Source organism: Rubritalea marina DSM 17716 (assembly GCF_000378105.1).
Taxonomy (GTDB): Bacteria; Verrucomicrobiota; Verrucomicrobiia; order Verrucomicrobiales; family Akkermansiaceae; genus Rubritalea; species Rubritalea marina.
The window spans coordinates 54688-75149 of sequence record NZ_KB899252.1 but is presented as its reverse complement, the minus strand read 5'-3'; the positions used below and the strand labels follow the sequence as shown (position 1 = coordinate 75149).

The window sequence follows — 20462 nt, the reverse complement described above, 5'->3', positions numbered from 1 at the left end:
GCCCCGGTTCGTCTGTATGACGCTTGGTCTAGGTAGCTTGGTCTAACCTTGGGTGTTGATTCTTGAGGTCTTCGCGGCTGATACCTTTACCACCATTCATGGAATCCATGGCTTGGAAGGTGGCAATCATCCCGTGAATAGCTGCCAGTACATCGGCGGTGTGGCCAGTCTCCGAGATGGTATGCATATTGCGAATTGGGAATCCGATGGAGGTGGCGGCGGAGTCAAAGCCAGCAAGTGCGGCGGCCATGGCGTCTGTGCCTGTGTCGCGACCTGAGAAATCCATTTGGTATGGAATCTTAGCTTTGATGCATGCTTCTTCGATCAGGCTATTGAGGTACTCGCTGGTGATGGACCCCTTGGTGATGGTGAAGCCTTTACTCATAGCCAGTGGGTTCATGCGTTTGGCGGCGATTCCAGGAGCGGCGTCGTAGTCGTGGTTTACATCAGAGCCGATGAGTAGGTCGGGTTTGAATTCGCCAGCAATGGCTGTGGCGCCGAAGCGGCCGATTTCTTCATGCGTGGCAATGGTGTAAAGCACACGCAAGTTTTTGAGTGGTTTTTTTGCTAAAATTCGGGCAATTTCGGTGACGACAAAGCAACCTAGGCCGTTGTCAAGGTAGGCACCGTAGTAGGAGTCTTCAGAGAAGCCGCGCTTGATAGGGCGGTTCAGAATGATCGGGTCACCTGGGCGAATGCCCAATTTTTCAATTCGTTCTTTACGATCCTCGCCGTGCATTTGGAGTTCGAGGTAGATCATTTCTGGTTTGAGTCCCTTATCGCCACTTCGCTGTGCGGCTTCAGAAAAGTGAATGGCACCGAGGGCTTCGAGTGTGCCACCTTCGATGCGTTTGTATGCGTGAGGGTTTTCGGGGTTCTGGCAGAATAATGTCACTTCATGACCGACCAAGGTGCAGGGTAGGAAGGAATCAGTGTTTACCCAGATTTTCCCATCGCTATCAATTTTTCGGACTTGGAGGCGGATTTTGTCAGCATGACCGATGATCATGACTGATGGCAGATCATCTCGTCCGGGGTGGGTGTCCACCACGATGCCGGCATTTCCTTTGAATTGGTGCACGGCCCATGATTTGGGCATGAATTTTTCAAATTCTGGCTTGAGAACCCCGTAGCTCATGGCGGCTTCGATGCCGATGGGGCTCGGAGCTGCTAGCACTTCGCGCATGAACTTGAATTGGCTCTCAGGCATTGGCTTTTGCCACGGTTGTTTGGTGGTTTTTCTGGGCATTGGGTCGTGTCTTGTCGTTGGGTGATCGAAGCTGAATGGTGAAGTGCTTACTATTAGAGCAGGTGATCCATACGGTCCTTCTTGGTTTGGAGGTACTTTTCGTTGTGTGGGTTTGGCTCTTGAATGATGGGAAGTTGTTCTACGACTTCGAGACCGTAGCCTTTGAGGCTGATCATCTTTTTAGGGTTGTTGGTGAGCAACCTGATCTGACGTATTCCGAGGTCGTGGAGGATTTGGGCTCCTACGCCGTAGTCGCGCAAGTCAGCGCCGTACCCCAGCTTTTCGTTGGCTTCCACCGTATCGTATCCTTGTTCCTGAAGTTTGTAGGCGTGAAGTTTTGCTGGGAGGCCAATGCCGCGGCCTTCTTGGCGGAGATAGAGCAGGACACCACCTTCTTTGGAGATGCGCTGCATGGCATCATGAAGCTGAGGTCCACAGTCGCAACGGCGTGACATGAATACATCGCCCGTGAGGCATTCGGAGTGGACGCGTACGGTGACTGGCTTGCTAGAGTCAATCTCACCTCGAACGAGGGCAAGGTGGTGGGAGTCGTCAGTTTCCACTTCGTAGAGGTGGCAGTCGAAGTCGCCCCAGTCGGTGGGAAGTTGGATCACCTCGGTGCAGTGGACAAGTTTTTCGGACTTGCGGCGGAATTCAATGAGTTGCGCGATAGTGCAGGCCTTCAAGCCATGCTCTTTTTGGTATTCACCCAGATCGCCAACGCGAGCCATTTCTCCGTCTGCATTCATGATTTCGCAGATCATGCCCGCGGGCTCGAGGCCTGCGAGACGCGCAAAATCGACAGCAGCTTCCGTGTGGCCGGCACGTCTGAGCACGCCGCCTTCTACTGCTTGGAGGGGAAAGATGTGACCAGGCTTTACGAGCTTGTCTGGTGTGCTATTCGGGTCGGCCAGGATGGACATGGCCATGGAGCGGTCCGCGGCTGAGATGCCAGTGGTGATGCCGTGGGCTGCATCTACGGACACTGTGAAAGCTGTTTTCAGAGCCTCAGTATTGCGTCGGCTCATTTGCGGGAGCTCAAGTTTTTCGGCCTGATCTTCTGTGATAGGGGCGCAGATCAAGCCCCGGCCATGAGTTGCCATGAAAGCGACATTCTCTTTAGTGGCGAAGCTCGCCGCGCAAACGAGGTCTGCTTCATTTTCTCGTGATGGATCGTCGGCACAAATGATTATTTTGCCAGCCGCGATGTCATCTACGATCTCTTGTATCGGACTAAAGGTGAGTGCGCTCATAGTTTGTCCCGTACTTTCGGTTATGTTTCCTTAAAAAGAAAGTGATTTTCTTCGAGAAGCGAGGATCGGTCGAGCACAAGAGGGAATTGGCATGGATCAAAGCTTTACTATGACTCGGTGAAAAAAATTAGCCTAGGCTAAAAGATGGGGTTGACCAATTGTTGTAAGCCGCTAAGGAGTGGGACTATGAAACAAGTAAAGCGATTCGCCATACCTCTTGCGGCGCTCAGCGCTGCCATTTTATCAAGCTGTGGGAAGCCGGTCTCCATCTGGCAAGATGAAGAAAAAATCAATGTATTAGCCACTTCTACGATGGTTACCGACATGGTGAAAGTGGTAGGTGGCGACTATGTCGAGGTGATGGGGATGATGAAGTCGGGAGTGGATCCGCATAGTTACGAACAAACAGCACAGGATGTGGCTGCGATGAATTCTGCGGATGTGATATTCTACTCAGGCTTGAATCTCGAAGGACAAGTGCAGGTGGGCTTGGAAGCGAGAGCGAGCAGGGGGGATGATGTGTATGCTGTAACAGCGAGCATCGATCCGTCTGAGTTGATCCAGCCGGAACCAGGGTCAGGCGAATATGCGGATCCGCATGTTTGGGGTGATCCAGCTCTTTGGGCTAAGACAATTGATGTCGTGGTGGAGGGATTGAGCAAGGAGGCGCCAGCTCTTGCTAAGGAATTTAAAAGCCGTGGCGATGACTACCGCCAGCAATTGATTGATCTAAAGGCGTGGTCGATGCAGCGTATCGAAGAGGTGCCAGTAGAGCAGCGTGTCTTGGTTACTAGTCATGATGCTTTCTTTTATTTTGCGAAGGCATACCAATTTGAGGTTAAGGGACTGCAAGGGATCTCGACGGAGAATGTGTCCGGAGTGAAGGATGTAGAAGATTTGATTGCGTTTATCGAAGCGCGCAAGCTGAAGATGATTTTCCCTGAATCTAGCGTCAACCGCAAGGGAATCGAGACGGTGGCTGAGCAGGCAGGTGTTGCTCTGAGCGATGAAGAATTATTTTCCGATGCAATGGGTGAAACTGGAGATGTGGTAGACCATGGTGGAGAGCGCTATGACCGAGGTACCTACCTTGGGATGCAGAAGCACAACATCAACACAGTGGTGGATGGGCTCAAGTGATTGCGGATGGATCTTTAACGCTGATTTGCTAGAATAGAGATATGTCGACTCCAGCACTAGAGACGCACGACCTCACGGTCACGTACCACAAGCGCCCGGTATTGTATGGGGTGGATTTGGCTATTCCCGAGGGAAACCTCGTTGGGATTATCGGGCCGAATGGCGCGGGGAAGTCAACGTTCATCAAGGCGGTGATGGGAGTGGTGCCTGGTTCTAGTGGCTGGGTCAAAGTATTTGGCAAGCCCCTCAAGGACATGCGTCACCGTGTCGGCTATGTGCCTCAAAGAGAATCGGTGGATTGGGACTTTCCTGTGACGGTGATGGATGTCGCGCTGATGGGTACTTATGGCGAGTTGGGTCTTTTTAGGCGCGTGGGCAAGCGTGAACGCATGATCGCGTCTGAGTCCCTTGATAAAGTGGGGATGTTGCCGTATGCGAATCGTCAGATTGGTAACTTGAGTGGTGGGCAGCAACAGCGAGTCTTTTTGGCTAGAGCTCTGGCGCAGGATAGTGATTTGTACTTCATGGATGAGCCGTTTGTGGGGGTGGATGCTGCGACTGAGCGCGCGATCATCGAGTTACTCCAGGAAATGCGGGCCCAAGGAAAAACTGTCATTGTGGTGCATCACGACCTCCAGTCGGCCCAGCAATATTTTGATATGTTGATGTTGCTGAACATGCGCTTGGTCGCGTGTGGGAAGACCAAGGATATTTTCACTACTGAGCTTCTCCAGAAGACCTATGGCGGCAAACTCACGATTCTCTCTGAGATGGCCGATAAGGCTGCGAAGAGCTCGTTTTAATCAAATGTAACTTTGCGATGATGAACCTGGAATTACTCGCTACGTTGAGTGTGACCCAGTCGGCTATTTTGGCAGCGATTCTGGTGGGTCTCTCATGTGGCTTGCTCGGGTGCTATGTGGTGGTGCGTCGCGTTGCATTGGTGGGCGATACCTTATCGCATGCGGTGTTTCCGGGTGTGGTGGCTGGCTTTATGTGGAGTGAGGAGCGCAACATTTATTTGATTTTTCTTTGTGCGATGCTTGCTGGGTTGTTGGGGGTGATGATGGTGCGTGCTGTTCAGGCTACGACTCGGCTGAAGTCGGATGCCGCTTTGGGTGTGGTGCTTGCTTCGTTTTTTGGGATCGGCATTTTGTGGAATTCTACGAACCAGCAGAGTGGAGTTAAAGACTTCTTGTTTGGTGACCTTGCGATCATCAGTGCGCTGGATTTGCAGTTGATGGGCTGGATGACTGCTCTGGTGATTTTTGTGGTACTTTTGCTGATGCGGCCATTGCAGGTGATCAGCTTTGATGAGGGGTTTGCCGTAGGCCTTGGCTACCCGGTGAAGGTGTTGAATTTTATTTTTTTCGCCCTATTGACTTTCACGGTGGTGGTGGCACTGCAGGCGGTAGGGGTGGTGTTGGTTTCGGCGATGTTGATCACACCGGCCGCGACAGCCTACTTGCTGACTGATCGGATGCATCGCATGATGGTGTATTCCGCGGCGCTTGGCATCTTTGCTTGTGTGGTCGGGGCTTTACTTTCGAGTATGGTAAGCGCAATGCCTCCGGGCCCCGTGATTGCGCTTACGGCCACTGCGGGATTCTCGGTCGTGTACTTTATGGCTCCACGCCATGGGGTGGTGTCCAAGTGGATGCGCTCTAGACAACAAACAAAAAAGGTGAGCCGAGAGAATATTCTGAAGGCAATCTATAAAGAGCTCGAAACTGATGGCTTCCAAGCGCACAACGTGAGCATCGAAACGCTGGCTGTGATTCGCAAGGTCACCATGGAGGACGCGTTGCAGCAGGCCAAGTCACTGGTGCAGGCTGGCCAGGCACGATGGGAGCGCGATAAAGCTGCGATCTACCTGACTCCGTCTGGCTGGCGTGTGGCTGCAATGATCGTGAGAAATCACCGCCTCTGGGAGCTCTACCTCACTGACTTGATGAACTACGAGAGTGATCACGTTCACGATGATGCTGAAAAGATAGAGCACATTTTAGGAGAAGACGCTGTGCGCAGGCTCGAGCGTGACCTGGACTTTCCGGAGTTCGATCCACATGGTATGCCAATTCCCTCTTTGAAGGATTTTGAAAATTCGAGGCTTGGCTAATTTCGTAAAAACTGATAGAAGCTAATCAATTAGATTCTCATGGAAGATAAAGCAAAGATCAGAACCGTACGAGTACGAATCAACGTGGATGCCAAGAAGCCGCCACGCCAGAGTACAGGGGCAATGATCGATAATTTGTTGGCTATGACAAAGAAGATGATGCACTTGGCTGGCGACAAGAAATCGTCAAAATAGTTAATGAATCTTATAGAACTGCCATGGGCTTATTTCGGGATAGGCGCTGTTTGGTTGACCTTGATGGCGTTTTTGGTTGCGCTTCCCTGTTCTCAGTTAGGGGCTTATCTCGTTCTGCGGAGGATGTCGCTTGTCGGGGATGCGATTAGTCACAGCGTTCTGCCTGGTATCGTCATCGCTTTTTTGTTTGTGGGGGATTTGGCTTCGCCATGGCTAATGCTCGGTGCTGCGAGCACGGGCTTGTTGGTGACTTTATTGATTGAACAAATTCATCACCGCACACGCATCAAGCAGGATTCTGCGATTGGGATTGCCTTCACTTCTTTATTTGCTCTGGGTGTTGTGATGATATCACTCAAGCTTCGGGGGGTGCATTTAGATGCAGAGTGTGTGCTGGAAGGTTCGTTGGGGGATATTTTGAACTACAACACAGTGGCTGTGATGGGGCTAGATGTCCCCACACCAATAGTAACCATGGCGGCGGTATGTGCGATCACTCTATTGTTGATTGTGGTGTTCTATCGAGTGTTGACGCTGAGCTCCTTTGACCCTGGCTTGGCAAGTTCCTATGGATATCGTCCAGTTTGGGTACACTATGCTCTGATGGCATTCTTGTCGGTGGTGGTGGTTTCAGCCTTCCAAGCAGTCGGCGCTATTTTGGTGATTGCGCTTCTTGTGATTCCAGCATCGACGGCCTACCTATGCACGCATCGCTTGAAGTGGATGTTGGTGCTTTCAGGGGTGCACGCCTTGTTGTCATCTGTGGCGGGTATGTACCTGCACGTCTGGATCAATGGGAATCAAGCCGCTGCAACAGTAGTGTCGGGGCTGGTGCTGTTTTTGCTGGCATGGTTTTTTGGCCCAGCGGACGGCATGGCGACGAAGTTCGTCAACCGCCGTAACAAAGAGTTCACTGAGCCGTTCGTCTAATTATTTGATGGTGAACTTACGGCCTCGGCCATTTTTCCAAGCTTTAGAGAGCGAATCGTAGAGTGCTTCAAGGTCTTGGAGGTCACCGAGCTTGTACTCAATCGTTCGCGCATGCGTGGTGATCGGATATTCCTTGTGTACCGCAGTGCTCGTGTCGACCCCGGTTTTACCACCTGCTTGGTCGGCAATTTCTCGTGCTCGATTGGTGATGGCTGCGATGCCATTAGGGCCATCGGATTCCCCCACGAGCTCAATCACGTAGAAGCGAGCAAGTGCTGCGCCCATGGTTTCCACATCGACCTCGTGGATCACCATTCCTTGCATATGGTATTTGTGTAAGCTGATCGACGAGATGCGTGAAAGCGAGACTAGGTACTTGCCTCCAGGGAGGTTGGCCTCCCAAAAGTGCGCCTGATTTACTTGGTCTTTACTTGAGTCATTATCATTCTGAGCGAGTGAGAGTGGGGCCGCGAGCAAGGAGAGGGCAATGGTAGATGATAGAAGTTTCATTCGGTATAAATTAGACGATTCGATATTCATAGCTGAGCAGCTTAGGTTGAAACAGCTAAAAGTGAGAGAAGTCGTATAGAAATTCTATCAAATTGAATCTGTACTAGATCGTTAATAATGGGGAATAGAAACAGGTGATCACTGTGAAAGTATTTTCTTTGAGGAATGTATTCTATAGGTACCCGTTGGTTTTAATTGGTCATATGCTGTGTAAAAAATGGTGTTAGGTCGGTTTGATTCCTGCGAAAAAACTAGAAAAATCAATAATGAAAAAAACAATAACTACGCTAGTTGCTGGCTTGCTTACCACTCTGATGAGTGTGGGTGAGGAAAAACCACCCAATATTGTGGTCATCATCAGTGATGATCAAGCCTACCACGACTATAGCTTCATGGGGCATGAAGTGATAGAAACGCCACACATTGACAAGCTAGCCGAGGAGAGCCTGCTTTATGAACGCGGCTATGTCACGACGGCATTGTGTTGCCCATCCTTGGCCACAATGCTTACAGGGATGTACCCGCACCAACATGGTTATACAGGAAATGACCCCCAGCCCTATCCGGGTGAAAGACACCCCAGTTCGCAGCTGCGCAATAAGTGGGCGGATCATTTTAAGACAATGCCTCAGTTTCCAGCGCTCCTGCAGAAGGCTGACTACCTATCCCTGCACACAGGAAAGTACTGGCAAGGTCATCCGAGCGTCTCAGGTTTCACCCACAATATGGGTGCGACAATGCGCAATGGTTCTAAAAAGTCTCTGAACATAGGACGCGAAGGACTGCAGCCGATTTATGATTTCATTGAGGAAGCGCAGGGGCAAGAGAAGCCATTTATGGTTTGGTATGCGGCATTTATGCCACACACGCCACATACGCCACCGGAGAGGCTCTATGAAAAGTACATCAAGAAAGGCTGTGACGACCGCGAAGCGAAGTACTTTGCCATGGTGGATTGGTTCGATGAAACCTGTGGAGAACTTCTCGCGCATCTCGACGAAAAGCAGCTTACTGAAGATACCGTCATTTTCTATATCTGTGATAATGGCTGGCCAACAGGCGCGAAAGGCTATCGAGGTCATAAGCTGACTCCATACGAGCAGGGGGTGCGAACACCAATCATGATCAAGTGGCCTGGCAAAGTGCAAGCAAAGCGCGACACGGTGTCCTTAGCCTCCAATCTCGACCTCGTTCCCACACTCCTCAATGTGGCTGGTGTGGATGCCCCTGAGGTGTTGGAGGGGATTGACCTTCTTGACCGCAAAGCTGTAGCTCAACGCAAAGCAATCTTCCTTGAAGACTTCACCCACGATATGGTTGCTCCGGATAACGATGAAGGCACTATCGAGGCTCGAGGGATTGTTAAGGGATTCTGGAAGTATTTGGAAACTTATGACCGAGACCCAAAGACGCTAGAGATTAAACGCAGAAGAAACTTCCTATTCGATCTGGAGAAGGATCCTATGGAGAAAAAAGATCTGCTAAAAGACAATCCAGAATTGGTGAAAAAGCTTAAGAAAGAAATGGACGATTGGTATGACCCAATCATCCGTTGATTGAACCATTCCAACTGAGGCGTTCTTCAGTGATTGAGGGGAATGACTTCATGGGCTCAAGCCCCATACTAGTGAGCTAGTATGGGGCATTTTTCTCTCGGAGATTTATTGATATTCAAGTATTGTTAAAAACATCGCTCGAAATCGGGATTTACAAGGAACAAACTTTTCACCAATATTCGCGCCCATGGCCAAGTATCGAAAGAATGTTGCAGCAATCATTATGAACGACAATAATGAGATGTTGATCTGTGAACGCAGTGGCAACAAGAATGCTTGGCAGTTTCCGCAAGGCGGTGTGGATAAAGGGGAGACGGTCCTTGATAGTTTGTACCGTGAAGTGGAGGAGGAAGTTGGGCTATCCAGAGAGCATTATGAAGTGCTGGATGAAAAATCTGGATACAAGTACCTGTATCCAGCCAAAGTCAGTCAGCGAAAAAAGCATGACGGCCAGCAGCAAACCTACTATTTGTGTAAACTGAAGCCTGGTGCACCTGAAGTGAATATCACTCAGGAGAATCAAGAGTTTCAAGACTACGACTGGGTGCTTCCTGAAGAATTTGACATCATGTGGGTGCCAAAATTTAAGCGGGAAGTCTATAGCAAGGTGCTGAGTGACTTTTTTGGTATCGAGTTCTCCAGTGTCGCTTAATCGAGCATTGAGAGCGATTAATCCGCGGATGCCTGAGTAAGCTCTTTGTGTTTACCTCCTCGAGGAATGATGGTGAGGTAAAGGTCGCCATCGAGGGTGCTGAACTTGGTATAAAAGTTATCAAAGCCGACTGTTTTTAAGTGGGCTGGCTCTTTGAACGCGGCGTCATTTCTTGAGTCGAATAGCTTGAATCGGCCAGCTCGCCCTTCGAAATAGCTACCATCGACATTGACTGTGGCGCCAGAGAGGTTGATGAAGGAATTGGCACTGTCTACCGTACTGACCCCGGTGGCATTGAAGATGAAATTCCACTTGCTGGTTAATTTTCCTGGCAGGCTACTGATGCCATCCATGCGGATGCTTGCTTCATCGCCATGGATGTTGATGGTGGGCTCGAATGTGAATATCTGACCTTTGGTCAGTGAGACTTCACCCCCTGAGATATTCAAGATGCTATCTTTGAGGCAAATCGCGTCATTGGGGCCATCGGCTCCGTGAGCAACGATGTAGCCGAGTTTGAGGTTTACTGTGCCCCCCCGCGCAAGCATGACACCATTTTCTTGATGTACATGGGCTGAAAGTGTTCCTCCGTCGATGTTGATGACGGCATTGGTGCCGAGGTCGAAGGCGATTGGAGTGTTCGGGTTCGCATTGATTTCTCCTCCGTAGAGGTTGATTTCACCGCCGGCACCATTTTCAGCAGAGAGGCTCACGGTCTGTTTGGGTGACCATGTGCCGCCCTTCATGTTGACGATGCCAGCGTGGGTCGCTTCAGGGCTGGATAAGAAGACTTGGTTACGAGAGATCCATTCCCCGCCATGGATGTTGACGGTGCCGTGGTGAGAAATGTGTAACTGATCAGCTGCACCGAGAAGTACGATGCCCTGAGTTTCAATCATCCCTCCAGTGAGGTTGAGAATGCCCCCACGGGTTTGCTCGTAGCCAGTCGCTGGCGCGGCGAGCTTGGTCAGTCCAGCAACGGTGAGTGACCCACCGTTCTCAATATTCAAAGTTCCAGCCTCGATGTGGCTGCCAGCAAGGCTGAGGTGGTTGACCTTTTTTCCTGGTGTGTTGAGGACGGCGGTACGTTTTGCCCCGATGGTGGCGATGTCAGCAATGGTCGGTTCTCCGTAGGATATATCGAATTCCATGTTGGCATCGAATAGGTCGACCCAGATATTTGGGCTGATATTTGTGTCCCAGTTGGCTGAGTCGCCAGCAGGTGGATTAAAGATCCAATCCTTTTGCGCTGGTGTAGTGGGACCTTCACCGAAACAAAGCTGACTCGTAAGGATCATCGAAGAGATCCCCATGCAAAGCTTGATCGTGGTATTCGCGCGCGTCATAAAAACTTATTTGGGAAATGGAATCCCGAGAGGGTGCGAAATGCCATTTTTTGATATGTACTATAGTCTATTAGTTGGCGTGGTGTGCCTATCCCTAATTTTTAGGGGCTTGGGTGGCTTTGTGTTCACCCTTCAGAATGCGAGCTGGTTCACCTTGAGTACTTTGTGGCTGCAGTTGAAGCCATGCTAGCATTGAGCCCTTGAGGTGTTTGTGTGGTGGTTCTTTGATGCCATAGCATTGCAAGCCTACCGGACCAGTGAATCCAATAGCGCGGAGTTTATCAAAGAGCCGCTGTTGCGGGAAGCTACCTCGGTTGAGTGGTTGGATCAAGCTGTCCCAGTCAGACCCGGAGCTGTCAGCTCCATTGGTGCTGACAGCCATGAGATGTGGGGCGCAACGATCTAGGGTTTCTTCAAGCTTTTCGAGGTCTTCGCTTTTGAGATAGTGGCATAGGTTGAACATGAGACCGAGGTTGGGGTGTTGGACATCATTGATGAGTTTGAGTGCCTCATCGATGGTTTGGACGGCAAGACCGACGTGAGGGTAGAGAGCTACCTTAATTTCATGCTCTGAAGCGGTCTGCGCGGTCTTACGAATCGATTGGATGACTGCAGGGTTGAGCTTTGGAACAGTGAGTTCGATGATCCCCCCTTGAGCCAGAGGGGACATGAATTCAGCACTGACAGGCGCTTCATCCGCATTGATGTAGATGCTGAGGACTTTGAGACCTTGAGCTTGGTAAGTCTCGATCCAGGGAGTGAGGGCGTCACCTCCTACGAACACTTGGCTGACGCCGTCGTATCCGAGTGACTTCAGGAGAGGTGCTTGTTTCTCAATTGGGACGCCTTGCATCCCATTCGCAAATGCATAGAAGGCTAGGGTGGATTGACCAAAGCACCATGGACCGATGATTGTTAGGATGCCCAAGGTGAGCTGTCGCAGCGTTTTAATGATCATTGTCGGCTAGAATAGGAAGTGCTAGCTCGTTGTGTAAGAGTAATATTGTGCATCCTTGAGATAAAATTTAGGATGCAGGGAGCACTTTGGATGGATCAGTGGGTGAACTGAAGAATTCTGGCTATGAAGTCCATTCGTTCGTCATCTGTGCTACCTGTGATGTCATTGTGCCCCCGTGTTGCGAACTCATGAAAGTGGGTCTTGCCAAGATGTGCATTGGCGAGTTGCTTTGCGTGATGGATTGGAATCATCTCGTCCAAAGCTCCATGCATGATCAGGGTGTCTAGCTGGATAGATTGAATGCGATGGAGGTTGTCGAAGCGGTCGTTGGGGAAGACTGGGGCTCCAAATGCCACACGGTAGATGCTAGTGAAAGGTGAAATAAGAACGAGGCTACGAGTGTTAGGGTGCTTCTCAGCCAGGTAGCAAGAAGGTCCAGAACCAATGGATTGCCCGACGATCACAATATCCTGCGCCGGAATGTTAGCTTCTTGTGTGAGGTGTTGGTAGGCTCGATCGATTGCTAGATAGCAACCAGACTCACTGGGTTTCCCGGAGCTGAGTCCATACCCTGGGTAGTCATAGACCAGGCTTCCGTATCCAAGCCTATGAAAGCGCCGCATGAGTGGGTGTATCATACCGATGTCCTCACCATTGCCATGAGACCATAGCAAGGTGGGCTGGCCATCGGTAGCCGCGAGGTGACGGAAGGCGATTTGTGTTCTCTCAGTGTCATTCAAAGTCAGGAACTTTAGATTCTCAGCTTGAGAGGTGTAGCTCGAGCTGGGAGCTGGGAAGATGAGGTGATCTCCAGCAAAGACTGCGAAAATCATTAGCATGAGATAGATGCTGAGGGCGGACTTGATGAGTCGTCGCCAGCTCAGCTCGCCAATGAGGTACTTGCGCCAGGGATTCATGTGCGGTCTGGGTAGCGCTCTCTCCATTGCGCGAGGGCTTGGCGGATGTCTGCAGCTTCCCGAGTAGGGCTGAGTTCCCAAGTGTGCGGCATTTCTGGTTTGAAGAATGGAAGCAAGTCGTCAAAATCAATTTCTCCAGTGAGGGGAACCCGGTGGTCCCTGTCTGGCCAGTAGACGTCGTGGACATGTGCGCCGATCAGGTAGGGTTGCATGCTTGCTAGCCAGTCTCGATGCTCGAGGAGGTGGATGTTGTGCTTGAGTTGCACGTGGCCAAAGTCGTGCCAATAGCCCACCATCGGGTTGTCTTTGAAGTGTTCTTGAAGCGCGAGCATTTCAGCTTCGGTGGGCATGTCTTCGTAGCGTGAGCGCGATTCGATTGCGAGTTTCACACCGAATTGAGTCGCCTTTTCGACAATTTCTTCGAGTGCTTCGATTGCTCTGGTGTAGTAGATTTTTCCAAGCTTTGCGCGCTTTTTGATGAACTTTTCTTTGAGGCGAAGGAACTTCTTCTCGTCGTGCTTTTCGTCTCGCACGAGTTCCGTGAGTTTGTTGGTCCAGCGTTTGGGGGGCATTGGCACGGAACCCATGTGCATGACCATGTAGTCTGCCTCAAAGTGTGCCGCCATCTCCAGTGTCTTGAGTGTGAGCTCTAGGGCGCGCTTGCGATCATAAATACGGTGGGATGTATACTCGTATGCATCCGGCGCATCGATCATGACCTCAACCGGTGACGGGAAGTAGTTGTGCACCCCGCAGCAATGGAATTTGCCTTTTTTGTAGGCATCCATCAAGCCGGGGAGCTTGGTGATCATCATGCCATGGCTTAACTCGATATTGCTGAATCCTAGCTCGACAATCTCATCAATGACTTTCTCACCACAATTGTGACGTGAGTTGTTCCAGCATGTCGAGAAGCTGATCATTAAGTGAGGTTCGGGTACTGAGGTTAGTTGTCGTTCGGGGAAATCAATAAGACGATTTCTCCTTTGGCTTTATGGTTGCTGAAATGCTGAAAGAGTTCGGCAGAGCTGCCACGGTGGTAGGTTTCAAACTTCTTGGTGAGTTCTCGCGCTACGCAGACCATTTGATCGGGAGAGTCGCGGTTGAGAATCTCCAGAGTGGATAATAGCCGATGTGGTGACTCAAAGAAGATAGAAGTATGTTCTGATTGGCAGGCTTGTTCCAGCATTTTTGAACGTTTCCCTTTTTTCACTGGGAGGAAACCGCCGAAGAAAAAGGCATGGAGTGGGAAACCTGAACCGACCAGAGCTGTGAGGACTGCTGAAGGGCCTGGGAGTACCGTGTAGTCCAGCTCGTGTTCAATGCAGGCTTGCATCAATCGGTAGCCTGGGTCGGAAATGGCAGGCATTCCGGCATCTGTGATGACGGCGATGTGATCACCTGCCTTAGCGCGTGCTACTAGCTCGGGGGTTTTCTGAGCTTCGTTGTGGTCATGCAATGCCGTGACTGGCTTTGCGACTCCAAGGAACTCGAGCAGCGGTCGCGAGTGTCGCGTGTCCTCACAAGTGATGAGGTCGGCGGAGCTAAGAACCTCGATGGCTCGCTGGGTGATGTCGCCGCGGTTGCCAATGGGCGTGGGTACAAAGCTGACCATGATTAAAACCCGTTAGCGATTCGCTGCGTGATGAGCACGGCTGTAGCTTCAGCTGCTGAGGGGAACGCATTGCTGCGTGAGGTTTGTTGGTTGGATTCGATGGTGAATTGAGTGCGGCCCTCCTCTCGGCCCTTCGAGAGCAGGTTATTTTGGTTGTCGACCACTCGCCAGGAGGCTTTGAGGTACATGAACATTTCCGAGGCTCTGAGCGAGTCGAATGGATCGTATCGCTGCACGACGTATTTGATTTCTGTGATGTCGACGTAGAGTGTTGCGTCAGCATTGCTGTCGTTGCTGATGGTGTAGGTGCCGTCGCGAGTGATCGTATCGATCAGGCTGTTGGTCATCATGCTTGAGAGGCGTTGCTCTTGGGTGTGATTGGTGGCGAGTGGCACGGCGAGGCGCTTGACGGCGGCTAGCTCCGTAGGCTTGGTGTTGCCGACCTGATAGCCGCATGAACTCAGCCCAATGAGAGCTGTGAGGAGCAGGGCGATATTTAAAAGTTTCATGATCTGGCCTTAGAGATGTGGGCGGTTGCTCAAGCTATTGTTTGGGCAGTGCGTCAAGGTGTTCCTGAGCGAGTTTGTGAAGTTCGGAGCCTTTCGTTGTTTCCCTAAGTACTTCACGATAATAGAATGCAGCGGAGGAGTATTGCTTTTTCTTGCTGTAGAACTCGGCAACGCTGAAGCTGCGCTGGATATCAGCTTTCTCGATGAACTTGATTTTCTCTTTAGCGACTTTCGCTTGTTTGGTGTTTGGGTAGAGCAGAGTGAGATCCGTGAAGGTCGTGAGGGCTGTGTCGAGATTACCACGGTTTCTATTGCCTTTCTCAGTTTGATCGAGCAACAGCTGGCCTACTCGGAATAGTGCTTCAGGAGCGTAACTTGACTTTGGGTACTTCACATAGAGGTCTTCGTAGGCTGCGATGGCGTTGCCTAGGTTTTTATCGCGTTGCCACATTTCTGCGATCGCGAATTGAGCCTTTGCTGCTGACTTACCAAAGGGGGCATTGTCGCGGACTTGGTTGAGCATCTTCTCGGCCTTCGAGCGGGGGATGTCAGATTTTAGTCCGATAAAGGAATTTTGAATTTTCCCATCGGCTGCGGCATGGGCGACGATTGCCTGCTGTGCTAGGGCATGCTCATATTTGGCTGTGCCGCGGTATTGTTCGATGAATTTTTGGTATTGCTCGAACGACTTGATGAGGTCGCCGTTGAGTAATAGAGTATCTGCGGCATAGAGGCGTGCTTCAGGGCCTTCGGCAGAGAGCGGGTAGCGGTCTGCGATGCGTGTGCAGATTTTTGCTGCTTTCTTGGTGCGGCCACGAGCCGCTAGACTCTGAGCTTCCTGATAGAGCGCGGTGGCCTCCGGTTGGCTGGATGGGGCAACTTGTCCGGTAGCAACTTGAATTTTTTTGTTGCTGTTGGAGCAGGAAGTGAATCCGCCAACGAGTATCGCTGATGCGGTAAGGGAAAGAGCTACTGCTTTGTGCATGAGTGGAATTTAGTGAGCTGTGGGTTCCTTGCCAACCCTCAAATGTGTGAAAATATTGTGCGGCTAGCAGCTGCTAGAAATAGATGCTAGTGGTCTGGCTGTTTGGAATGTGGCCAGTCGATACTGCCATCGCTGTAATGTTCTTTTTTCCAGATGGGGACTCGGGTCTTTGTCTCGTCGATAATATAGCGTGCGGCCTCGAAGGCTGCATCGCGGTGGGCGGATGATACCGCCACGTAGACAGCCATATCGCCTATGCGGAGGTGGCCAACACGGTGCGAGCAGTGGGCTGAGACGATAGAGTACTTTTCGAGAGCTTCTTGAATGATCTTGGTTCCCTCTTTTTCGGCGAGCTCGTTGTAGGCGGAATACTCTAGTGAGCTGACGGGCTTGCCTTCGTGGTGGTTGCGAACCCAGCCTTCAAAGCTTACAAAGCCCCCAGATTGTGGGTCGAGAGTTTTGAGGCGGATCTCTTCAGCGTTGATGGTGGTGTCGGTGATGTGAAACATAAGAGGATACGGAGTGTTTACCAAGGGTAGAAGGGGAGCTCGGTGTTGATCGGAGATTGATGCGGGGGGATCTGAACGACCCCGCTGCAGTGGTGGGTCGCGGTGTATTCGCCTGAGTTTTTTGGCGAGGCGGGTAGGAGCCTACCATCAATCATTTGCGCGGCGAGAATTTGTGTGCGTGGGAAAGGGTTCAAATAGACTGCTACTGGGGGCAATTGGGGTGGGGAGAATGCAGTGGCCAGATGCTGCCGTAGGGCTGGAATCACATAGCGAGCGGTGCAGGCCATGACTGATAGTGGGTTCCCAGGAAGAGCGAAGATAGGAATAGGCTTGAGATGAAAGGCGAAGGGTTTGCCTGGGCGCTGAGCCACTCCGTGGAATTCTGGATCACCGCAAAGTTTCTTCAGGATGGGGGCGATGAAGTCAAATTGACCTTTCGAGATTCCGCCAGTGAGGATAAGCATGTCAGCTGTGGCCAGTGAGCTGCAAATGGCGGCTTCTGTGGCTGCGGGGTCATCTGGTAGGTGGTGATGGGTGAGGGTGGCAAGCTTCTTAGACTCGAGGGATGTCCTCAGTGCGATCGGGTGGCTTGCACGGATTTGGTGGGTCTCGGGGGATTGATCAATGGGGACCACTTCATCACCGCTTGTGAGTAAGTGGATGTGCGGTATTTTTGATACCTGCACATGGGTGTAGCCACAACTGGCGGCCGTGGCTAGCTCCGGAGCAGCTAAGGTGGTGCCAGTGGGGAGAAGTTCAGCTCCTCGCGCGGCATCTGCCCCCATGGAGTGGATGAAGCTTCCAGCCTGGATATTGTCCCAGTCGAGCACGCGTGCCGTTCGCGAGGATCCATCGTCTGAGATTTCAATGTTCTCCACAGGAATCACGCAGTCGACACCGATTGGTGCGGTGGCGCCGGTCATTACCTCGAGGCAATGAAGCGGGGATTGGAGTTCTAGCGCGGGGCTACCTGCGGCCTGGACTCCTTGAATTTGAAATTTGAGTGAGTCATCGAGCTTTTTGGGGAATTGGATGCCGATGCCATCCATCATCACGCGATGGAATGGCGGTATAGCGCGGTCGCTGAGGATGGGCTCGCGTAGCACTCGGTGGTAGGCATCGTGGATGGAGATGCTTTCTACCGAAGCGACTGGGAAGTGACTAAGGATCGCCTCTTCGGCCTGTTGTGGAGTGATCAATGGCATGGCTTGTTGCGGCGGATCTTGTCCTTGCATGAGGCAATGATCAAGTCGCAGTTTTGAGAGAGTGGTAAATTGCTTGGATTTGGTGATTCCATGTCTTTTTGGGTTTGTCTCTTCGCTAGCGTGGTTTACGCTGGCTGGGATGAAGGTACAGGATATGCTGAAGCGACCGATGCGCGATCTACGGATTTCCGTGACAGATCGATGCAATTTTCGCTGTCGTTACTGTATGCCGATCGAGATTTTCGATAGCACCTATGAATACCTTCCCCGGGAGGGTATTTTGAATTTTGATGAAATTGAGCGATTTGCTGAGGTTTTTGCCGGGCAAGGGGGGCAGAAACTGCGGATCACTGGAGGGGAGCCCTTGTTGCGTCGAGATCTTCCGATACTGATCGAGAAACTTTCAAGTATTGACGGTATCCAAGATATCGCGATGACCACAAATGCTTCATTGTTGGCAAAGCATGCCGAGCCACTGAGAGCGGCCGGTTTGGATAGAGTCACGGTTTCTCTAGATGCGCTCGATGAAGAGGTGTTTGGTGCGATGAATGGCGTGGGGGCTAAGCCTCAACGGGTGATAGATGGTATTGATGCTGCCATTGATGCAGGCCTAGGAGTGAAAATCAATTCTGTGGTGCAGAAGGGTACCAATGAAGGTGAACTCATTGGCTTGGCGCACTTTGCTAGAGAGCGTCGCGTGCCGATCCGCTACATTGAATACATGGATACAGGGAATACCAACGGTTGGAAGCTTGACCATGTGGTACCGAGCGCAGAAGTGCATGCGCAGCTTGCACAACACTTCACGTTGGAGTCGGTAGGGAATCCTAAGCTAGGTGAAACCGCTCAGCGATTTGCAGATCCCTCAGCTCCGGGTTTTGAAGTAGGGTTTATTAGCTCCGTTACCAAGCCGTTTTGTCGTGATTGTAATCGCATGCGACTCTCAGCAGACGGCCATTTGTACACCTGCTTGTTTGCTTCTGAAGGTTATGACATGAAGTCGCCGATGCGTGCTGGTGAATCAAATGCAGAGCTTGCAGATCGCCTCGTTTCTTTATGGGGGGGGCGTCACGATCGCTACTCAGAGCTGCGCAGTGAAGGGAAAGCTGGGGAGCCTAAAAAAGAGATGTCTTATCTGGGTGGCTAGTCTCCGGGTGAATTTATAAAGTCGCATGAGGCACGCCTTGACACAGCGACTGGCCTCGCGCATGAGTGGGGGATGGCAAGCTACGAACTCGTGGACATTATTCTTCCTCTAGAAGTTTCTGAGGATGAGGAGGCTAGGAAGAAGGCGGTGTGTAAAAAGTTGCGCATCAAGCCCGAGCGCGTCCATGAGCTTCGCATGCAGAAACACTCGATTGATGCCCGTAAGGCGCAGATCAAGATCCAGTTGCGCATGGAGGTGGGTGTTGATGGCCCGCTCCCAGTCTATGAAAAGCCAAGTCCAAGCTACGCCAAGTTAGGATCGACCGCCGAACCTGTGATTATCGTGGGTTGTGGGCCAGCTGGTATCTTTGCTGCGCTACGCTGTATCGAGTTGGGGGTGAAGCCCATCATCGTTGAGCGCGGTAAGGATGCGTCGGCTCGCCGTTTTGATTTGGGGCCAATCATGCGTGAAGGGCGGGTAATTGAAGATTCGAACTATTGCTTCGGTGAGGGGGGGGCAGGCACCTATTCAGATGGTAAATTGTATACTCGGGCTACGAAGCGCGGGCCAGTGAGGGATGTTTATGAAACATTGGTGGCGCATGGAGCTCCAGAAAAAATCCTGACCGACGCCCACCCACACGTGGGCTCGAACCTCCTACCCAATGTGGTGAAGGCGATGCGCCAGTCGATTCTTGAGGCTGGTGGGGAAGTGCATTTTGAATCGAAGGTGGTGGATTTTCTGCTCAGTGCGGATCGTCAAAAAATGACCGGGGTGGTTCTGGCCGACGGGCGTGAGTTGCTCGGCTCAGCCGTAGTCTTGGCTACTGGGCATAGCGCGCGTGATATATACAAGCTTTTGGCTGAGAAAAAGATCTTGATGGAGCAAAAGCCATTTGCGGTAGGGATGCGTATTGAGCATCCTCAGCCATTGATCGATAGCATCCAATATAGCTATGATCGAGACACCGAGAGGCCGCGCATTTTGCCCGCTGCTCGCTACCGTCTGGCCACCAAAATTGATGGGCGTGGTGTCCACTCATTTTGCATGTGTCCGGGGGGCTTCATTGTGCCAGCTGCCACCGAAAACGATGAAGTGGTGGTGAATGGGATGAGCTTGGCGCGACGGGACTCACCCTTTGCCAATTCAGGCATGGTGGTCACGGTGGAGCCGGAAGATACCAGAAAATTTCAACAAGAGCACAGGATTCTATCCGGGATTGCCTATCAGAAGGATCTTGAAATCAAAGCGTCTCTGGCTGGTGGTGGAAAGCAAAAGGCACCGGCCCAGCGAGTCAAAGACTTCATTGCTGGTAAGGAGTCTTCGACCATTCCCAAATCGAGTTACTTCGCTGGTCTCACATCGGCCCGACTCGACGAGATTCTACCACGCGATGTTTCTTATCGCATGACACTTGGTTTGAAGAAGTTTGGCCGACAAATGAATGGCTATGTGGGAGAAGAGGCGAACCTCTTGGGGTTTGAAACGCGGACGTCTAGTCCGCTCAGAATTCCGCGGCGTGACGACACACTAGAGCATCCTGAGATCGCGCACTTCATCCCCTGCGGTGAGGGGGCAGGCTATGCTGGTGGGATTGTCTCCGCCGCACTCGATGGGATCAAGTGCGCTGAAGCTGCTGTCCGTGTTCGTAACTAACTGAATATATC

General features: G+C 51.4%; 21 protein-coding genes. 9 read left to right on the top strand and 12 right to left on the bottom strand.

Annotated features, from left to right (window positions below; all coding sequences use genetic code 11):
* Positions 1-28: 28 nt before the first annotated feature.
* Both F454_RS0106125 and F454_RS0106120 read right to left on the bottom strand, forming a co-directional pair.
* On the bottom strand, positions 29-1249 hold the full coding sequence (locus F454_RS0106125; protein ID WP_026292745.1) for a M28 family peptidase: 1221 nt from the start codon (positions 1247-1249) through the stop codon (positions 29-31).
* Positions 1250-1302: 53 nt separating this feature from the next.
* A complete protein-coding gene (locus tag F454_RS0106120; protein WP_018969753.1) occupies positions 1303-2502 on the bottom strand; it encodes a bifunctional 3,4-dihydroxy-2-butanone-4-phosphate synthase/GTP cyclohydrolase II in 1200 nt (399 codons plus the stop codon).
* 186 nt (positions 2503-2688) lie between these two features.
* On the opposite strand from F454_RS0106120, the gene F454_RS0106115 reads away from it, so the two are divergent.
* Genes F454_RS0106115 through F454_RS14385 form a run of 5 tightly spaced genes read left to right on the top strand, consistent with a single transcriptional unit; the run spans position 2689 to position 6886 of the window.
* The gene (locus F454_RS0106115) at positions 2689-3642 is read left to right on the top strand and encodes a metal ABC transporter solute-binding protein, Zn/Mn family (protein ID WP_018969752.1); all 954 of its coding nucleotides are present in this window, start codon (positions 2689-2691) and stop codon (positions 3640-3642) included.
* Between the two features lie 41 nt (positions 3643-3683).
* Complete coding sequence (locus tag F454_RS0106110; protein ID WP_018969751.1) at positions 3684-4445, top strand: metal ABC transporter ATP-binding protein; 762 nt, start codon at positions 3684-3686, stop codon at positions 4443-4445.
* A 17-nt stretch (positions 4446-4462) separates the two neighbouring features.
* Positions 4463-5761, top strand: coding sequence for a metal ABC transporter permease (locus tag F454_RS0106105; RefSeq protein WP_156817163.1), 1299 nt, complete (start codon positions 4463-4465; stop codon positions 5759-5761).
* A 39-nt stretch (positions 5762-5800) separates the two neighbouring features.
* The gene (locus F454_RS16295) at positions 5801-5956 is read left to right on the top strand and encodes a hypothetical protein (protein ID WP_018969749.1); all 156 of its coding nucleotides are present in this window, start codon (positions 5801-5803) and stop codon (positions 5954-5956) included.
* 3 nt (positions 5957-5959) lie between these two features.
* Entirely contained in the window at positions 5960-6886 is a 927-nt protein-coding gene (locus F454_RS14385; protein WP_205618997.1) for a metal ABC transporter permease, read from the top strand.
* On the opposite strand, the gene F454_RS14380 is transcribed toward F454_RS14385, so the two are convergent.
* The gene (locus F454_RS14380) at positions 6887-7396 is read right to left on the bottom strand and encodes a hypothetical protein (RefSeq protein WP_018969747.1); all 510 of its coding nucleotides are present in this window, start codon (positions 7394-7396) and stop codon (positions 6887-6889) included. It lies immediately after the preceding gene.
* Between the two features lie 266 nt (positions 7397-7662).
* On the opposite strand from F454_RS14380, the gene F454_RS0106085 reads away from it, so the two are divergent.
* Together F454_RS0106085 and F454_RS0106080 are read left to right on the top strand one after the other, a co-directional pair.
* Positions 7663-8952, top strand: coding sequence for a sulfatase family protein (locus F454_RS0106085; RefSeq protein WP_156817162.1), 1290 nt, complete (start codon positions 7663-7665; stop codon positions 8950-8952).
* A 187-nt stretch (positions 8953-9139) separates the two neighbouring features.
* Positions 9140-9604 (top strand): RNA pyrophosphohydrolase, encoded by a 465-nt coding sequence (locus F454_RS0106080; protein ID WP_018969745.1) that lies wholly within the window; start codon positions 9140-9142, stop codon positions 9602-9604.
* 17 nt (positions 9605-9621) lie between these two features.
* On the opposite strand, the gene F454_RS0106075 is transcribed toward F454_RS0106080, so the two are convergent.
* From F454_RS0106075 to F454_RS14370, 9 genes are all read right to left on the bottom strand, one after another.
* Positions 9622-10950 carry a hypothetical protein gene (locus tag F454_RS0106075; protein ID WP_018969744.1) on the bottom strand — a complete coding sequence of 443 codons (1329 nt, stop codon included), beginning with the start codon at positions 10948-10950 and terminating at the stop codon, positions 9622-9624.
* 94 nt (positions 10951-11044) lie between these two features.
* Positions 11045-11908: a sugar phosphate isomerase/epimerase family protein gene (locus tag F454_RS0106070; RefSeq protein WP_018969743.1), complete on the bottom strand. Its 864-nt coding sequence runs from the start codon at positions 11906-11908 to the stop codon at positions 11045-11047.
* Between the two features lie 95 nt (positions 11909-12003).
* A complete protein-coding gene (locus F454_RS14375) occupies positions 12004-12825 on the bottom strand; it encodes an alpha/beta hydrolase (protein WP_018969742.1) in 822 nt (273 codons plus the stop codon).
* Positions 12822-13748 carry a sugar phosphate isomerase/epimerase family protein gene (locus tag F454_RS0106060; RefSeq protein WP_018969741.1) on the bottom strand — a complete coding sequence of 309 codons (927 nt, stop codon included), beginning with the start codon at positions 13746-13748 and terminating at the stop codon, positions 12822-12824. The genes F454_RS14375 and F454_RS0106060 overlap by 4 nt, the downstream gene beginning before the upstream one ends.
* 23 nt (positions 13749-13771) lie before the next feature.
* A complete protein-coding gene (gene rsmI / locus F454_RS0106055) occupies positions 13772-14440 on the bottom strand; it encodes a 16S rRNA (cytidine(1402)-2'-O)-methyltransferase (RefSeq protein ID WP_018969740.1) in 669 nt (222 codons plus the stop codon).
* Positions 14441-14442: 2 nt separating this feature from the next.
* Positions 14443-14949, bottom strand: coding sequence for an LPS assembly lipoprotein LptE (gene lptE, locus F454_RS0106050; protein ID WP_018969739.1), 507 nt, complete (start codon positions 14947-14949; stop codon positions 14443-14445).
* Positions 14950-14983: 34 nt separating this feature from the next.
* On the bottom strand, positions 14984-15934 hold the full coding sequence (gene bamD, locus F454_RS0106045) for an outer membrane protein assembly factor BamD (RefSeq protein WP_018969738.1): 951 nt from the start codon (positions 15932-15934) through the stop codon (positions 14984-14986).
* 86 nt (positions 15935-16020) lie between these two features.
* Entirely contained in the window at positions 16021-16443 is a 423-nt protein-coding gene (locus F454_RS0106040) for a molybdenum cofactor biosynthesis protein MoaE (RefSeq protein ID WP_018969737.1), read from the bottom strand.
* Positions 16444-16460: 17 nt separating this feature from the next.
* The gene (locus F454_RS14370) at positions 16461-17678 is read right to left on the bottom strand and encodes a molybdopterin molybdotransferase MoeA (RefSeq protein WP_018969736.1); all 1218 of its coding nucleotides are present in this window, start codon (positions 17676-17678) and stop codon (positions 16461-16463) included.
* A gap of 109 nt (positions 17679-17787) precedes the next feature.
* Between F454_RS14370 and moaA the strand changes: the two genes are divergently transcribed.
* The gene (gene moaA, locus F454_RS0106030; RefSeq protein ID WP_083912905.1) at positions 17788-18795 is read left to right on the top strand and encodes a GTP 3',8-cyclase MoaA; all 1008 of its coding nucleotides are present in this window, start codon (positions 17788-17790) and stop codon (positions 18793-18795) included.
* Positions 18796-18867: 72 nt separating this feature from the next.
* Positions 18868-20451 carry an NAD(P)/FAD-dependent oxidoreductase gene (locus F454_RS0106025; RefSeq protein WP_018969734.1) on the top strand — a complete coding sequence of 528 codons (1584 nt, stop codon included), beginning with the start codon at positions 18868-18870 and terminating at the stop codon, positions 20449-20451.
* The last annotated feature ends 11 nt before the right edge of the window (positions 20452-20462 follow it).

Coding starts and splice junctions, on each gene's coding strand:
- F454_RS0106125 (WP_026292745.1), bottom strand. CDS start 1,249: ATGCCCAGAAAAACCACCAAACAACCGTGGCAAAAGCCAATGCCTGAG.
- F454_RS0106120 (WP_018969753.1), bottom strand. CDS start 2,502: ATGAGCGCACTCACCTTTAGTCCGATACAAGAGATCGTAGATGACATC.
- F454_RS0106115 (WP_018969752.1), top strand. CDS start 2,689: ATGAAACAAGTAAAGCGATTCGCCATACCTCTTGCGGCGCTCAGCGCT.
- F454_RS0106110 (WP_018969751.1), top strand. CDS start 3,684: ATGTCGACTCCAGCACTAGAGACGCACGACCTCACGGTCACGTACCAC.
- F454_RS0106105 (WP_156817163.1), top strand. CDS start 4,463: ATGATGAACCTGGAATTACTCGCTACGTTGAGTGTGACCCAGTCGGCT.
- F454_RS16295 (WP_018969749.1), top strand. CDS start 5,801: ATGGAAGATAAAGCAAAGATCAGAACCGTACGAGTACGAATCAACGTG.
- F454_RS14385 (WP_205618997.1), top strand. CDS start 5,960: ATGAATCTTATAGAACTGCCATGGGCTTATTTCGGGATAGGCGCTGTT.
- F454_RS14380 (WP_018969747.1), bottom strand. CDS start 7,396: ATGAAACTTCTATCATCTACCATTGCCCTCTCCTTGCTCGCGGCCCCA.
- F454_RS0106085 (WP_156817162.1), top strand. CDS start 7,663: ATGAAAAAAACAATAACTACGCTAGTTGCTGGCTTGCTTACCACTCTG.
- F454_RS0106080 (WP_018969745.1), top strand. CDS start 9,140: ATGGCCAAGTATCGAAAGAATGTTGCAGCAATCATTATGAACGACAAT.
- F454_RS0106075 (WP_018969744.1), bottom strand. CDS start 10,950: ATGACGCGCGCGAATACCACGATCAAGCTTTGCATGGGGATCTCTTCG.
- F454_RS0106070 (WP_018969743.1), bottom strand. CDS start 11,908: ATGATCATTAAAACGCTGCGACAGCTCACCTTGGGCATCCTAACAATC.
- F454_RS14375 (WP_018969742.1), bottom strand. CDS start 12,825: ATGAATCCCTGGCGCAAGTACCTCATTGGCGAGCTGAGCTGGCGACGA.
- F454_RS0106060 (WP_018969741.1), bottom strand. CDS start 13,748: ATGATCAGCTTCTCGACATGCTGGAACAACTCACGTCACAATTGTGGT.
- rsmI (WP_018969740.1), bottom strand. CDS start 14,440: ATGGTCAGCTTTGTACCCACGCCCATTGGCAACCGCGGCGACATCACC.
- lptE (WP_018969739.1), bottom strand. CDS start 14,949: ATGAAACTTTTAAATATCGCCCTGCTCCTCACAGCTCTCATTGGGCTG.
- bamD (WP_018969738.1), bottom strand. CDS start 15,934: ATGCACAAAGCAGTAGCTCTTTCCCTTACCGCATCAGCGATACTCGTT.
- F454_RS0106040 (WP_018969737.1), bottom strand. CDS start 16,443: ATGTTTCACATCACCGACACCACCATCAACGCTGAAGAGATCCGCCTC.
- F454_RS14370 (WP_018969736.1), bottom strand. CDS start 17,678: ATGCAAGGACAAGATCCGCCGCAACAAGCCATGCCATTGATCACTCCA.
- moaA (WP_083912905.1), top strand. CDS start 17,788: ATGAAGGTACAGGATATGCTGAAGCGACCGATGCGCGATCTACGGATT.
- F454_RS0106025 (WP_018969734.1), top strand. CDS start 18,868: ATGGCAAGCTACGAACTCGTGGACATTATTCTTCCTCTAGAAGTTTCT.